The sequence below is a fragment of the Virgibacillus sp. 7505 genome, assembly GCF_002272135.1.
In the GTDB taxonomy this organism is placed as follows: domain Bacteria; phylum Bacillota; class Bacilli; order Bacillales; family Amphibacillaceae; genus Terribacillus.
Map to the genome: position 1 here is coordinate 84,535 of NZ_NPBF01000004.1, position 13,816 is coordinate 98,350.

Below are 13,816 nucleotides of genomic sequence, written 5' to 3' on the forward strand. Positions count from 1 at the left end.
GAGTACCCGCGGGCACTCTATCAGCTCCAATATCTTCTGACGGCACAAAGCTCTGTTTCATATACTGTGCCCGCCAAATTCAGGATTTCAATTTGTTTTCCTGTTTTCGGGGCATGCAGCATTTTTCCGTTCCCATAATAGAAACCAACATGGTGAACACGTCCCTTTCCACCATCATAAGCGAAGAACAGCAAATCCCCCGGTTCTGCTTGATCCAAACTAATGGCTTTTCCCTCCAAAGCCTGTGCACTCGCATCCCGTGGAATGACATAACCGCTCGCAAGATGCATATTGTAAGCAAATCCGGAGCAGTCATAGCCCCAGCTGCTCATTCCGCCCCATAGATAGTCCAGCCCAATGAATTGTTCCGCATACGTAATCAGTGCCTCACCGTCTTCCTCATGAAAAGTCCAGATACTGCTCTGGGCCTTGGAAAGTCGCCCCCGGCCGAGTGGTGTCATAACGGTAAAGGCTGTTCCCGACTCTTCAATAAAAGGCAGCTTTGTCAAAAAACTGAGTTGAACTATCTTGCCGGAACCCTCTACTTGCAGAGCAGCCTGCTTCGCTCGTACTTCAACCATATGATCTGATTTTGGCAGCGGATCTGCAAGCTGACGAGCGGGAATCCATCCGGGATATCCTTGTTCATCTTTTGGTGTGGACTGGGAGGGTATCACCACTTTGACCCAGTCACCCTTCCGCTCCGCTTCCCATACTGTTGTGCCGAATAGCACTTGTGATTGAAGCAAATTGTTTTCATGAAGCTCCAATCTATCGGCGTGAGAAAGGTCATGCACCCAGCGTGACGGATCAGACGGATTAGAAACAATCGGTGTATCCACTTGTCTGGAGGAGGCAGGATTTGTCCACAGATTAGCAACGGAAACAGCAATCACGCTTTTTTTCATAATACCTTTTCTCCTTGGACATCCACCGCCAGGATACCGAGCCCTGGCGATGCATTGAGCAGCAGTCTGCTACCTTCATATCGGACGCCGCCTGTAACGATATCCTCCCGGAGCATGAGCGGTGCATCAAAATCGACCCGTGTAATATGCTGCTGACTGGCAGCCAGATGCGCTGCTGCGCTGATACCGATTCGGGATTCGATCATACAGCCGACCATGCATTCTACACCATAAGAGCGAGCGATACGGGCGATATCCAGGGCAGGCTGAATGCCGCCCGCTTTCATCAATTTGATATTGAGCAAGTCAGCCGCACGCATTTCCAGCAGCGCAAGTGCATCCTGCGGAGAAAATAAGCTTTCATCAGCCATGACTGGCGTCTGGACATTTGCTGTTACATACTGTAATCCCTTCAAATCTGCAGCAGCTGTGGGCTGTTCCACGAGTTCGATAGCAAGGTCCATATCCTCCATCCTGCTGATGGCACGGACTGCGGTTTTCCTATCCCACCCTTGATTGGCATCTAGACGAAGCGTGATACTGCTGCCAACTGTCTCCCGGATTGCTTGCAGTCTTTTTATATCCGTTTCGATATCATCCTTGCCGACCTTTATTTTCAAAGTCCGGAAACCGTCCTTAACATAGCCTGCAGCGTCTGACGCCATTTCCGATGGTGTATTGACGCTGACTGTGTAGTCGGTTTCCAATGTATCACGAGCGCCGCCCAGCAGCTGATATAGCGGCATTCCTGCATACTGTGCAATACAGTCATGCAATGCCATATCTACAGCTGCTTTGGCGCTTGTGCTGCCGACGAGGCATTGCTGAAGCCGATGAAATAATGCGTCTCGTTCCAGCAATGACATGCCGGTGATGGCAGGTTTGATGATGGCTTCAACAGCATAACGAATGCTTGCCAGGCTGTCTCCCGTTATCACATGCGTCGGCGGAGCTTCCCCCCAGCCAATCACACCATCATCAGTTGTCACTTTTACAACGATGCTCTCTGCTACTGTCACCGTTCGCAGCGCTGTCTTGAAGGCTTTTTTCAAAGGAACAGCAGATTGGTATACATCTATTCGAGCAACCTTCATGCTCTCACCCCAGCACTCACCTGCAGGGTTTTCGTTTTGGTATCCATCGTTGCCTCTGTTCCAAGCGGCACTGTGATATTCGGATTGCAATGCCCGATGCGGAACCCTTTAAGGACAGGCTTTTCCAGGTCAGTCAGGTAATCAACAAGGACTTGATCAAAGGAGAGGGACGTTTCTGGATCCTTCGCTTCACAATCCGTGAAATCCCCGATAAGAATGCCTGCTGCCGCATCCAGCTTGCCTGCCAGCTTCAGCTGATTCAGCATACTGTCAATTTTATATGGCGGTTCAGAAACATCTTCTAACAAAAGCAGCTTGCCCTTTGTATCAATTTCATCTGGTGTACCAAGTGTACTCGTCAGCAAGGATAGGTTGCCGCCAACTAATGCTCCTGCAGCTCTTCCATGCACGATAGCCTCCAGCGGAGAAATAGCTGTTGTATAAACAACATCCTGCGGAATGAAGAATTGCTGTAGCAAATCATAGCTCAGTTTGGCAAAGTCAGATTCTCCCATGTCGTGAGCCACCATGGGACCATGAAAAGTAATCAGTCCTGTCCGCTGCCGGATCGCTGTATGTAGATACGTTATATCACTGTATCCGAGCAGCACTTTCGGGTTTTGTTTGATAGCTTCATAATCCAGCATTTCAACAATCCGAGCAGAACCATAGCCGCCTCTGCTGCAAATGATTCCTTTTACTTCATCATCTTTGAACATATCGTTCAGATCAGCAGCTCGATCAGAGTCAGAACCCGCAAGATAGCCATTTTTATCATACACATGCTTTCCCAGCTTCACATGCAGACCTAACGCTTCCACAATCTTGATCCCCTGCTCGAGTTCCTCGCGTTTAATCGGACCTGCTGGTGATACAATCCCGATTGTATCTCCTTTTTTCCACACAGATGCTTTCATCATTATCTCCTCCCAGTCTATATGTATGGTATGACAGACGGAAGAGAAGTGGTTCTCACCACTTCTCTTCCTCTGCTTTATTCAATATCCGCCCATTTCAGCTCCAAGTAGCCGACTGGGTGCATGATGACATTCTTTACATTCGTCTTTTGCAAGTACACATGCTGATAGAAGTGAAGCGGTACGATCGGCATTTCATCCATCAATATTTTCTCTGCTTCCATCAGCATCTCGTAACGCGCAGCCTCATCGCTTTGCGTTTTCGAGTCAGCAATCAGCTTATCGTATTCTTCATTGGACCAGCCTGTTCGGTTAGAAGAGGATTCAGTCGTAAAGCTTTCCAGGAAGTTAACCGGATCGCCATAATCCGCCAAGAAGGATCCGCGGAACAACTGATAGACGAGCTTCGTCTGCTCTTCGCTGAACACACTGGATTCGACTGTCTGCAATGTTACATCAACACCTAAGTTTTCAGAAAGCATATTCTGCACGCCTTCCGCCAAGCGTTCGTTTTCTGTATTTGTACCATATGTCAGTGTCACAGCAGGCAACTCATCCCAGCCTTCTTCAGCCATGCCTTCTTCCAGCAATTTCTTCGCCTCGGCTGGATCATCTTGGATTAAATCGCCATTTTCTTCACGGAAGTCACCGCCATCAGGTGTTTCAAAGCCATATGGTACGAAGCCGCGAGCAGGCTGTTCGCCAATACCGCGGACAAACTCGACGATATCATCACGATTCATTGCCATAGCGAATGCTTTACGGACTTTTTCATTCGTAAATGGTTCTTTCTGTACGTTGAAGCGGAGGAATTGATCACCGGCCTGCACCTCGGTTACCAGCTCATCACTTTCCATCAATTCCTTCGCATTATCTGCAGGGATGGAGGATCTGTCCAAGTCTCCGCTCTGATACATTTGGTACTCCGTATTCCGGTCAGCAACCATTGCCCAGTTCACTTGATCCAGCTTCACTGTTTCAGCATCCCAATACTCTGGGTTTTTGGCCATGATCAGTTCTTTATCATGCGACCAGCTGTCAATTTTGAATGGACCGTTGCTCACATATGTGTCTGCTTCGGCGAACCATTCCGGATTTTCCTCAGCTACTTTTTCATTGACTGGGAAGAAAGCAGGGTTAGTCAGCAGGTTCAAAAAGTATCCAGTTGGTGCTGTTAATGTCACTTTGAACGTCTTTTCATCGACTGCTTCAATGGCAACGTCATCCGCACTGCCTTCACCGCTGTTATACGCTTCGGCTCCTTCAATCACATATGCCAGGAATGCTGGCTGATAAGCCTGGTCCGGATCAAGCATATGCTTCCATGCATAGACAAAATCGTTAGCAGTGACGTCATCACCATTGGACCACTTGGCATCTTCACGAAGATGGAAAGTATATTCCTTGCCGTCCTCGCTGATATCCCAGCTCTTTGCAATCGCTGCTTGTGGCTGGTGACTTTCATCAAGACGAGTCAGTCCCTCCATCAAGTTGTTGACCATTACCCAGGATACACTGTCAAAGCCTTCTGGCGGATCAAGGGATGTAGGCTCCTGGCCGTTATTAAGGCGAAGGACTTTCTTATCCTCTCCTTCTCCACCATCGCCGCTTCCTCCGGCACTGTTATTCGCAGTACACGCAGATAGCAAAAGGACCAATGCAGCAAGACAAGCAATCATAGATAATTTCCAGTTTCTTTTCATCTCTTTTCCCCCTTGAAATTTGATCAGACTGGCTGCCGTTTGGCTCGTGCATCCTGCAGCCAGCATTCCACCTGATGTGAATCGGATAGATAACTGGTGCTAGGATGTACATTTGCGCATACTTGCATGGCATGTGCACATCGGGCCGTAAATGGACAGCCTTGCGGCGGTGCGAACAAATCCGGCGGTGTCCCGTCGATTGGCTGCAGGATATCTTCTTTCATATCGAGCCGCGGCACAGATTGCAGCAAACCGATTGTGTACGGATGCTGCGGACGATAAAAGATATCATCCTTATCCCCGGTCTCAATGATCTTCCCACCGTACATGACAGCGACACGATCCGCTACGCGGGCAACGACCCCAAGATCATGTGTAACAAGAATGATCGATACACCTGTTTTTTCCTGGATCTCCTTGAACAGCTCCATGATTTGTGCCTGGATGGTTACATCAAGTGCCGTTGTCGGTTCATCAGCGATGAGCAAGTCTGGTTCGCATATTAGCGCCATAGCGATGACAATCCGCTGCCGCATCCCGCCGCTGAATTGATGCGGGTATTGCTTCAGCCTGCTCTCCGGATTGGCTATACCGACAAGCCGGAGCATTTCCAAGGCCTTTGCCTTCGCTTCGCCTGAACTCACTGATGTGTGCTGCTTCAGTCCTTCCGTCAGCTGGTCACCGACAGTCAAGGTCGGATTGAGTGCTGTCATCGGATCTTGAAAAATCATCGAGATGTCGACACCGCGGATAGCCCTCATTTCCTTTTTCGATGTTTGTACAAGATCCTTGCCTTTGAAACGAATCGAACCGCGGACGATCTTACCGGACGGAGATGGAATGAGCTGCATGATGCTGTTGCTCGTCACACTTTTCCCGCTGCCGGATTCACCAACGATCGCAAGCGTCTCTCCTTTATTCAAATACAGATTCACACCCCTGACAGCCTGGACTGTTCCGCCATATGTCGAGAAATGCACATGCAAGTCATCAATTTCAAGTATCTTTTCCATTCTGTCACCTCCTCAGCTTCGGATCGAATGCATCCCGTAAGCCATCACCAAGTACATTGAAGGCGAACATTGTCAAACTGATGAACAATGCCGGGAAGAACAGCAGCCACCAATCTCCGGATAAAATTGCAGACAGACCATCATTGGCCATCGATCCCCAGCTCGCATTCGGCGCCTGTATACCAAGACCTAAAAAGCTTAGGAATGCTTCTGCGAAGATTGCGGATGGTACAGTCAGTGTGATCTGCACAATGATCGGACCCATCGTATTCGGCAGCAAGTTCTTGCGGATGATTCGACCTGTACTTGCTCCTAATGTTTTGGATGCAAGCACATATTCATGGTTGCGCAGCTGCATCACTTGGCCGCGGACAATCCTAGCCATTCCAATCCAGCCTGTAATCGTCAAAGCAACAATAATCGTGAAGAGACTCGGTCCCATCACAACAAGCAGCAAGATAACAACCAGCAAATGCGGCAGTCCGTAAAGCACCTCGATGATACGCATCATGACACTATCCGTACGTCCGCCTTTATAGCCTGCGACACCTCCATATATGATTCCGATAAAGAAATCGATCAAGGCAGCCGCTACACCGACAAATAACGAAACACGTGCTCCGTGCCAAAGCCGGGTAAACACATCACGTCCCAAATTATCAGTGCCAAACCAGTGTGCAGCAGATGGCGCTAGGTTTTGGTTCCGTAATGCCCCTTCTGAAATGGAATAAGGCGAGAAAATTGGAGCGAAGACTGCTGCTAGGATCAGGACGATCAGAAAGAATAACCCTGTAATGGCTAATCGATTTTGCTTCAATCGCAGCCAGGCATCTTTGTAGAAGGACAAGCTTGGACGAGCTACTTCCTCCGCTTTGTTCAGATCCTTTTCTATCGGCTGGAACCATTCATCCGGTATTTGCTGTCCAGTCGTATCAATCGGTCTATTATGATGTTCCATATCAGCTGCCTCCTTTCTTGTGCAGCTTGATTCTTGGATCCAGAATACTGTAAACGATATCGACTAGGAAAAGCATGAAAATGAGAAAGGCACTGTAGAAAACGGTCGTCCCCATAATGACCGGGTAATCACGGTTGTTTATACTTTCAACAAAATACTTTCCCATACCAGGTATGGCAAAAATACGCTCAATGACAAATGTTCCTGTCAGGATAGCAGCCACCAATGTTCCAAGAATGGTAACTACGGGCATCAGAGCATTCCGCAAAGCATGCTTAATGACGATTTTAGCTGGTGACAGACCTTTTGCCCGTGCTGTCTTGATATAATCCTGTGTCAGAACCTCTAGCATGCTGGATCTTGTCAAACGTGCAATGATCGCTGTAGGCCCTGTCGCCAAAGCAATGATCGGCATGATCATATGCATCGGTGAAGACCAAGTCGCAGCTGGCAGTATCTGCAAATTCACTGCAAGCTGCTGAATCAGCAATGTTGCCAGGATGAAGTTCGGTATGGAGATACCTAATACAGCCAATGTCATCGCTATATAATCTATAATGCCGTTATGCTTCAGCGCAGCCAGGACACCTAAAGTGATACCAGAAATAAGGGCGATTGTAATTGTCCACATGCCTAGCTCTGCTGATATCGGGAAACCGCGGGCAAGCAAATCATTCACGGTTTCAGTCGGCTGCTTGATGGACGGACCGAAATCAAATGTTGCCAAGGATTTAAGCCAGATGCCGTACTGAACGATCATTGGCTCATCCAAATGATAATGAGCATTCAAGTTTTCCTGGACAGCTTCACTTGTGCTTCGATCCTGTGTCGTGAACGGATTCCCCGGAATGCTGTGCATCAGGATGAATGTCAGTGTCGCGATAACGAATATGGTTGCTATCATAATTACAAATCGGCGAATCAGATAAATTGCCATAAGCTGTCACTCCTAACTGAAGGTCGTATGCATGGCAAGCTCCGTCATAACGAGCATGGCACGATACGCTTCGATGATGTCTTTGGCTGGAAAAGCAACAATGGTTGTACCTGGCTCGATATAGGTGCCTGGCATCAGATGGGCCCATTCCGCTTGTCCATAGTTGGTGAATTCAATTCGCAGAACGATTTTATCCGGCGGGACGAGCGGTTCCGCCATAGTCACTCTCTCCATCGCTTCTTGGACCTTTTCACGAAGGAGCTTGCTTGCTTTCTTCGGTGTCAGCGTTAAAACTGCAGAGCGGGATAGTGACTGTTTGACTGGAGCTGTTACAACCCCTGGGATAAGCTGCTCTGCCTCTAAACACGCTTGATCATCCCCTGCAACCAGAAGGACCGGTACACCGTAATGCCCAGCAACGTACGCATTGAAACCGAGTTCTCCGATCGGCTCATCATTCAGAAAAAAGTTACGGACCCCGTGAATCATGCTATGGGACATGACACCGAACTGTCCAGCACGTGCATGATAGCCGGAAAACATCACTCCTGCAAAGCTTGCATCCAGACTTTGCACCATTGAAAGCGGTTTCACTTCACCAGATATCAAATAAGCCTCTTCATGTAATTCCTCTACCAAAAGGTTATTCATTTTAGAATGGCTGTCGTTGACAAGAACATATGCTGCACCTGCATCCATCGCTGCCCCAATGATGCTATTCGTTTCGGCAGTCATAATCCTTCTTGCCCGTTCGTAATTATGTTTTGAACTGTCTACATATGTATAATCCGGTAAACCGACGATCCCTTCCATGTCCACCGACAGGTATATTTTCATTCTACCCCTCTCTTCCGAACATTCTTTATTAGTTGAATTTTCTAAATAATTATAGCATAGCGCTATACGCTTAGGAAGAAGAATTACCAATTTGTAGGGAAGGTTTTCTGACAAAGACATAAAAAATAAGCCCCTTCTGACAAAGGGACTTATCCTTAGTAGTATTAATAAGTTGTTTCTTCCATTGTAGCAGCTGCTTCTTCGAACACTTCATCATTTACGCGTTCGATATCTGCACCAAGTGCTGCCAGTTTTCCATGGAAATTCACGTAACCGCGATCCAAATGCTTAAGCTCTGTAACACGCGTATAACCATCTGCAATTAATCCTGCCAGAATAAGAGCTGCTCCAGCACGCAAATCTGTTGCCGCTACTTCAGCGCCTTGCATGTTTGTCGGACCTTCCATGATGACACTGCGTCCTTCGATTTTAATCTTCGCATTCATGCGGCGGAATTCTTCCACATGCATGAATCGATTCTCGAATACTGTTTCCGTAATGATGCTGGTGCCTTCTGCACATAGCATCAAGGCCATCATCTGTGACTGCATATCTGTCGGGAATCCTGGGTGTGGCAGCGTTTTGACATCTGTCGCTGTCAATTTGTCAGGACCGATAACACGAATGCCATTTGCTTCTTCCTTGATAATGACACCCATTTCTTCCATTTTAGCAGCAGCTGCACGCACATGCTCCATTTCAATGCCTTCAATCAAGACATCGCCTTTCGTGATTGCGGCTGCAACCATGAAAGTACCAGCTTCGATACGGTCTGCGATCATGACATGCTCAGCGCCTGTCAATTCTTCAACACCTTCGATACGGATTGTTTCTGTACCAGCGCCAACGATCTTCGCACCCATCGCATTCAGATAGTTTGCTAGATCCACAATCTCTGGTTCTTTTGCACAATTTTCGAGAATAGTAGTTCCTTCAGCTAGTGCGGCTGCTGTGATGATGTTCTCTGTTGCACCTACACTAGGTACATCCAGATATATTTTAGCGCCCTGCAGGCGTCCTTCTGTACGTAATTCTACATAGCCGTTGCCGACCTGTACACTAGCTCCCATCGCTTCGAACCCTTTCAGGTGCTGATCGATTGGTCGGGAACCGATTGCACAGCCACCTGGCAGTGCCACTTTTGCATGACCGAAACGTGCCAACAATGGGCCTAAAACCAATACAGATGCCCGCATCTTACGAACATACTCGAAAGGCGCTTCTGTCGTCATTTGCTTTGTAGCATCGACAGTGATAGTTCCATTGCTGAATACCACCTCAGCACCCATGCTGCGTAACACTTCATTGATGGTAAATACATCGGCTAAAGCCGGGACATTAGTAATAACACTTTTTCCTTTACTTGCAACTATACTTGCTGCGATGACAGGCAGTACGGCATTCTTCGCACCTTCGACCTTGACAGATCCTTTAAGCTGCCTTCCACCACGGACGATGATTTTTTCCAAGTTACATTCTCCTCCGCGTCCAATTTCACTATATTAATATTCAGTCGTTATGATAGGCGTTCCTACAGTTACGGTTGATTGCCCATTCCCATCATGCAGCGCAAGCTGGATATTCATGTTGTCTGCTAAGGAACGGCTGGCTTTCAATTGTGTTGTATATCCTGTTGTCGTAGTGTAAACGTTATCTTGCATATTCGTTAGTGGTTGAACATCTAATTTTCCCATGACATTCTGAAACAAAATACCACCGCTTATTTTATCACCGAAACCCGCTTTGAGACAAGCGAATTTTGTCGCATTATATGTGAAAAATCGCGATTCTGCCGCAGATGTCAAGTCTTGGACAGATTGTTGCACCTTTTCTGTCCATTCTGACCCGGAAACTGTATAAATAAGTTCTGCCTGGTATGCCTTATCTGTAGGTACTACCAACAATATACGTTCGGCAATGGTATTTTGTTTATGGGGGGTATGTACCAAAAATTTTGTAGATTTTTCCGTTTTTTCTTCTACAATGGTTCCCGCATTATTCATATCCATCAACTTTCCCTCGATATCGTCCCGGGAAATTGTCTCTCGTATTGTGACCTCAAAGGATATAAGCTCGGCCCCTTCGCTATCCAAAACTTCATACATACGATTTACATCATCTGATACGTCAGCTTTCACTGCTCCATATGATTCCAGGCTATTACCTACCAGCATAATGATTATTACGATTAGTCCAAGATAATGTTTCATTTTTCTTTCTCCCCTGTCCGACCATTTTAGAAACAGTATGAACAGAGATGAAAAAGCTTATACACTTTTGATAGAATGCTAGAGTAAATATTGGAGCTGTTTGGTCCAGCTGACCAGTTGAAGGAATACATTACTTACAGTTGTCCCGATAACGATCGTCAGTAAAATAAGCAGCATCCTTGCCTCAAATACTTTCCCTTTTTTAATTAATGCATCTACATTGACCCCCATCAATATACGCCAAGTAATTGCCATAAAAGCTATGTGGGAAACTATACCCAGCATCGCATCCTGTCCTAATACCGCAAACATGATATACACTCCTTAACGGATAAACAGGTAAATACGCGCTTTTTAGCCACATAATACCTTGATATCCTAATTTCCGTACCATTAAACCCGTTTCCTTCAAATTATAACGGCATTTGCTAAGCCCCGCCATCATTATTGCCCAGGAAATGACATAATAAAAAAACAGCATTCCTTGTGGGAATGCTGTTTTTATCAGCGGGCATGAGACGCGACATCAAGTCGGTTGATTGCCCGGTTAAGCGCTTGTTCAGCGCGGATCTGGTCTAAGTTAGCCTGCTTATCCTGCAGACGTTTCTCAGCGCGTTGCTTCGCCTGTTCTGCACGGTCCACATCAATGTCACTCGCTCTTTCGGCTGACTGAGCAAGGATTGTGATCCTGTCCGGACGGACTTCAAGGAATCCGCCGCTTACAGAAACCCAATCCGTGCGACCTTGGATCTGTAGACGAACCGAGCTAACCTTCAATGGCGCTACCAGCGGAATGTGACCTGGCAGGATACCAAGTTCACCATTTTCCGCCGTACAGCTAACCATTTCATAGTCTTCTTCCAGAACAGGGCCATCAGGAGTAACAATGCTTGTTGTTACGGTACTCATCAGGAGCCCCTCCTATCCTACTATTACATGATTGCTGCTTACTGGTTAACGCCAGCTTTTTCAAGCACTTCTTCGATACGTCCAACAAGGCGGAAAGCATCTTCCGGAATGTGATCGTATTTACCTTCAAGGATTCCTTTGAAGCCTGCAACTGTTTCTTTTACAGGTACATAAGAACCTTTTTGGCCTGTGAACTGCTCAGCAACGTGGAAGTTCTGAGATAGGAAGAATTGTACGCGACGTGCACGTGCAACGACAAGTTTGTCTTCTTCACTAAGCTCATCCATACCAAGGATTGCAATGATATCTTGCAATTCACGGTAACGCTGCAATGTTTGCTGCACTTGACGTGCTACATTGTAATGTTCTTCTCCGACTACGTTCGCATCCAATGCTCTTGATGTAGAAGCCAATGGATCTACGGCAGGGTAGATACCTTGTTCGGATAGTTTACGGTCAAGGTTTGTTGTTGCATCCAAGTGAGCGAAAGTTGTAGCCGGAGCCGGGTCTGTATAGTCATCGGCTGGTACATATACTGCTTGGATGGAAGTAACGGAACCTACATTTGTAGATGTGATACGCTCTTGCAGCTGACCCATCTCAGTAGCAAGTGTCGGCTGGTAGCCTACTGCTGATGGCATACGGCCAAGCAATGCGGATACCTCGGAACCTGCTTGTGTGAAACGGAAAATGTTATCGATGAATAGAAGTACGTCCTGACCTTCTTGGTCACGGAAGTGCTCTGCCATTGTCAAACCAGTCAATGCAACACGCATACGTGCTCCAGGCGGTTCGTTCATCTGACCGAAGACCATTGCAGTCTTCGCGATAACGCCGGAATCCTTCATCTCGAAGTACAAGTCGTTACCTTCACGAGTACGCTCTCCAACACCAGCGAATACGGAAATACCACCGTGTTCTTGCGCGATGTTGTTGATCAGTTCCTGGATAAGTACAGTTTTACCTACACCTGCACCACCGAAGAGACCGATCTTACCACCTTTGATATATGGAGCAAGCAAGTCGACAACTTTGATACCTGTTTCAAGGATCTCTGTTTCTGTTGCAAGGTTTTCGAATGCTGGTGCTTCACGGTGGATAGGATCTTTCTTGATTTCGCCTTGGATAGGCTCATCCAAATCGATTGTTTCACCTAAAACGTTGAAAATACGTCCTAGTGTAGCTTCCCCTACAGGTACGCTGATTGCTGCTCCTGTATCCACTACTTCTTTCCCGCGCTGTACGCCTTCTGTAGAAGACATCGCGATTGTACGAACACTGTCGTCACCAAGGTGAAGTGCAACTTCCAATGTCAAAGAAGAAGTTTCGTTCACTTGGACAACTAGTGCATTATAGATGGCAGGCAGGTGGCCGTTAGGGAAACGTACGTCCACAACCGGACCCATAACCTGCGTAATGATACCTTTGCTCATCTGGACCCCTCCTATCTGTATTCTTAGGATTGCTGCGCAGCCGCTCCGCTGACAATCTCACTGATTTCTTGTGTAATAGCTGCTTGACGTGCCCGGTTATAAGTAAGCGTCAGCTCATCGATCCGTTCGTTTGCGTTGTCTGTCGCACTTCTCATTGCTGTCATACGTGCAGCATGCTCACTAGCTTTCGCATCGAGCAACGCACCGTAAATCAAGCTCTCGGCATATTGAGGCAGCAATACTTTCAAAATTTCTTCCGCATCAGGTTCGAACTCGTACATGCTTTGTACGGAACGTCCTTTTTCCGAAGAAAGATCTGTTAATGGAAGCAGCTTCTGTGAAGTTACTTCCTGGGAGATAGCACTGTTGAAGTGGTTGTAGAACAATACCAATTCATCGATTTCTTCTTCCAGGAACATCTCCACTGCTTCAGATGCGATCTGCTTGATATCAGCAAAGTCTGGCTGATCAGGCAGTCCGATGATTTCTTTGGCAATCGGCAGGTTGTTCTTTTTAAAGAAGTCCCGGCCGAAACGTCCGGCAGCAATCACCGTATATTCATCTGCAGAAGCGTGCTGATGCTGGATGGTACGATACACTTCACGGATTACGTTGTTGTTGTATCCGCCAGCCAGACCACGGTCAGCCGTGATGACAAGATAACCTGTCTTCTTGACTGCACGAGTTTGCAGCATAGGATGTGTCGCGTCGCCTGATGCAGCGATCTGCGTCACAACCTCCTGCATTTTCTCACTGTATGGTACAAAAGCTTTTGCATTCTGTTCTGCCCGCGTCAGTTTAGACGCAGAGACCATCTGCATCGCTTTCGTAATTTGTTTCGTCTTTTTGGTAGAGTTGATTTTACTCTGGATATCTCTTAAGGATGCCAAGGCGCAT

Annotated in this window: 14 protein-coding genes; all 14 read right to left on the reverse strand. The window is 47.1% G+C overall.

Annotated elements, in window-relative coordinates:
• Positions 1 to 20 precede the first annotated feature (20 nt).
• Positions 21 to 908, reverse strand: coding sequence for a C40 family peptidase (locus CHH91_RS00385; protein ID WP_095220920.1), 888 nt, complete (start codon positions 906 to 908; stop codon positions 21 to 23).
• Positions 905 to 2,002, reverse strand: coding sequence for a mandelate racemase/muconate lactonizing enzyme family protein (locus tag CHH91_RS00390; RefSeq protein ID WP_095220921.1), 1,098 nt, complete (start codon positions 2,000 to 2,002; stop codon positions 905 to 907). The genes CHH91_RS00385 and CHH91_RS00390 overlap by 4 nt, the downstream gene beginning before the upstream one ends.
• Positions 1,999 to 2,922, reverse strand: a complete 924-nt coding sequence (locus tag CHH91_RS00395; protein WP_095220922.1) for a S66 peptidase family protein — start codon at positions 2,920 to 2,922, stop codon at positions 1,999 to 2,001. Before CHH91_RS00395 ends, CHH91_RS00390 begins: the two co-directional genes overlap by 4 nt.
• Positions 2,923 to 2,996: 74 nt before the next feature.
• Entirely contained in the window at positions 2,997 to 4,622 is a 1,626-nt protein-coding gene (locus tag CHH91_RS00400) for a peptide ABC transporter substrate-binding protein (protein ID WP_095220923.1), read from the reverse strand.
• 23 nt (positions 4,623 to 4,645) lie between these two features.
• Positions 4,646 to 5,635 (reverse strand): ABC transporter ATP-binding protein, encoded by a 990-nt coding sequence (locus tag CHH91_RS00405; protein ID WP_095220924.1) that lies wholly within the window; start codon positions 5,633 to 5,635, stop codon positions 4,646 to 4,648.
• A gap of 4 nt (positions 5,636 to 5,639) precedes the next feature.
• The gene (locus CHH91_RS00410; protein WP_095220925.1) at positions 5,640 to 6,593 is read right to left on the reverse strand and encodes an ABC transporter permease; all 954 of its coding nucleotides are present in this window, start codon (positions 6,591 to 6,593) and stop codon (positions 5,640 to 5,642) included.
• A gap of 1 nt (position 6,594) precedes the next feature.
• The gene (locus CHH91_RS00415) at positions 6,595 to 7,530 is read right to left on the reverse strand and encodes an ABC transporter permease (RefSeq protein WP_095220926.1); all 936 of its coding nucleotides are present in this window, start codon (positions 7,528 to 7,530) and stop codon (positions 6,595 to 6,597) included.
• A gap of 12 nt (positions 7,531 to 7,542) precedes the next feature.
• Entirely contained in the window at positions 7,543 to 8,367 is an 825-nt protein-coding gene (locus CHH91_RS00420; protein WP_095220927.1) for a M55 family metallopeptidase, read from the reverse strand.
• Positions 8,368 to 8,531: 164 nt separating this feature from the next.
• On the reverse strand, positions 8,532 to 9,836 hold the full coding sequence (gene murA / locus CHH91_RS00425; RefSeq protein ID WP_095220928.1) for a UDP-N-acetylglucosamine 1-carboxyvinyltransferase: 1,305 nt from the start codon (positions 9,834 to 9,836) through the stop codon (positions 8,532 to 8,534).
• Between the two features lie 33 nt (positions 9,837 to 9,869).
• Complete coding sequence (locus CHH91_RS00430; RefSeq protein WP_095220929.1) at positions 9,870 to 10,577, reverse strand: YwmB family TATA-box binding protein; 708 nt, start codon at positions 10,575 to 10,577, stop codon at positions 9,870 to 9,872.
• A gap of 78 nt (positions 10,578 to 10,655) precedes the next feature.
• Positions 10,656 to 10,889 (reverse strand): DUF1146 family protein, encoded by a 234-nt coding sequence (locus tag CHH91_RS00435; protein ID WP_095220930.1) that lies wholly within the window; start codon positions 10,887 to 10,889, stop codon positions 10,656 to 10,658.
• Between the two features lie 192 nt (positions 10,890 to 11,081).
• A complete protein-coding gene (locus CHH91_RS00440; protein WP_141234103.1) occupies positions 11,082 to 11,486 on the reverse strand; it encodes a F0F1 ATP synthase subunit epsilon in 405 nt (134 codons plus the stop codon).
• Between the two features lie 38 nt (positions 11,487 to 11,524).
• A complete protein-coding gene (gene atpD, locus CHH91_RS00445) occupies positions 11,525 to 12,919 on the reverse strand; it encodes a F0F1 ATP synthase subunit beta (protein ID WP_095220932.1) in 1,395 nt (464 codons plus the stop codon).
• A 23-nt stretch (positions 12,920 to 12,942) separates the two neighbouring features.
• On the reverse strand, positions 12,943 to 13,809 hold the full coding sequence (gene atpG / locus CHH91_RS00450; RefSeq protein WP_095220933.1) for an ATP synthase F1 subunit gamma: 867 nt from the start codon (positions 13,807 to 13,809) through the stop codon (positions 12,943 to 12,945).
• Between the last annotated feature and the right edge of the window lie 7 nt (positions 13,810 to 13,816).

Excerpts from the sequence above, each read along its gene's own strand:
- CHH91_RS00395 (WP_095220922.1), bottom strand. The coding sequence starts at position 2,922 with ATGATGAAAGCATCTGTGTGGAAAAAAGGAGATACAATCGGGATTGTA.
- CHH91_RS00405 (WP_095220924.1), bottom strand. The coding sequence starts at position 5,635 with ATGGAAAAGATACTTGAAATTGATGACTTGCATGTGCATTTCTCGACA.
- CHH91_RS00440 (WP_141234103.1), bottom strand. The coding sequence starts at position 11,486 with ATGAGTACCGTAACAACAAGCATTGTTACTCCTGATGGCCCTGTTCTG.
- CHH91_RS00435 (WP_095220930.1), bottom strand. The coding sequence starts at position 10,889 with ATGTTTGCGGTATTAGGACAGGATGCGATGCTGGGTATAGTTTCCCAC.
- CHH91_RS00415 (WP_095220926.1), bottom strand. The coding sequence starts at position 7,530 with ATGGCAATTTATCTGATTCGCCGATTTGTAATTATGATAGCAACCATA.
- CHH91_RS00385 (WP_095220920.1), bottom strand. The coding sequence starts at position 908 with ATGAAAAAAAGCGTGATTGCTGTTTCCGTTGCTAATCTGTGGACAAAT.
- CHH91_RS00400 (WP_095220923.1), bottom strand. The coding sequence starts at position 4,622 with ATGAAAAGAAACTGGAAATTATCTATGATTGCTTGTCTTGCTGCATTG.
- CHH91_RS00410 (WP_095220925.1), bottom strand. The coding sequence starts at position 6,593 with ATGGAACATCATAATAGACCGATTGATACGACTGGACAGCAAATACCG.
- CHH91_RS00430 (WP_095220929.1), bottom strand. The coding sequence starts at position 10,577 with ATGAAACATTATCTTGGACTAATCGTAATAATCATTATGCTGGTAGGT.
- atpD (WP_095220932.1), bottom strand. The coding sequence starts at position 12,919 with ATGAGCAAAGGTATCATTACGCAGGTTATGGGTCCGGTTGTGGACGTA.
- CHH91_RS00390 (WP_095220921.1), bottom strand. The coding sequence starts at position 2,002 with ATGAAGGTTGCTCGAATAGATGTATACCAATCTGCTGTTCCTTTGAAA.
- CHH91_RS00420 (WP_095220927.1), bottom strand. The coding sequence starts at position 8,367 with ATGAAAATATACCTGTCGGTGGACATGGAAGGGATCGTCGGTTTACCG.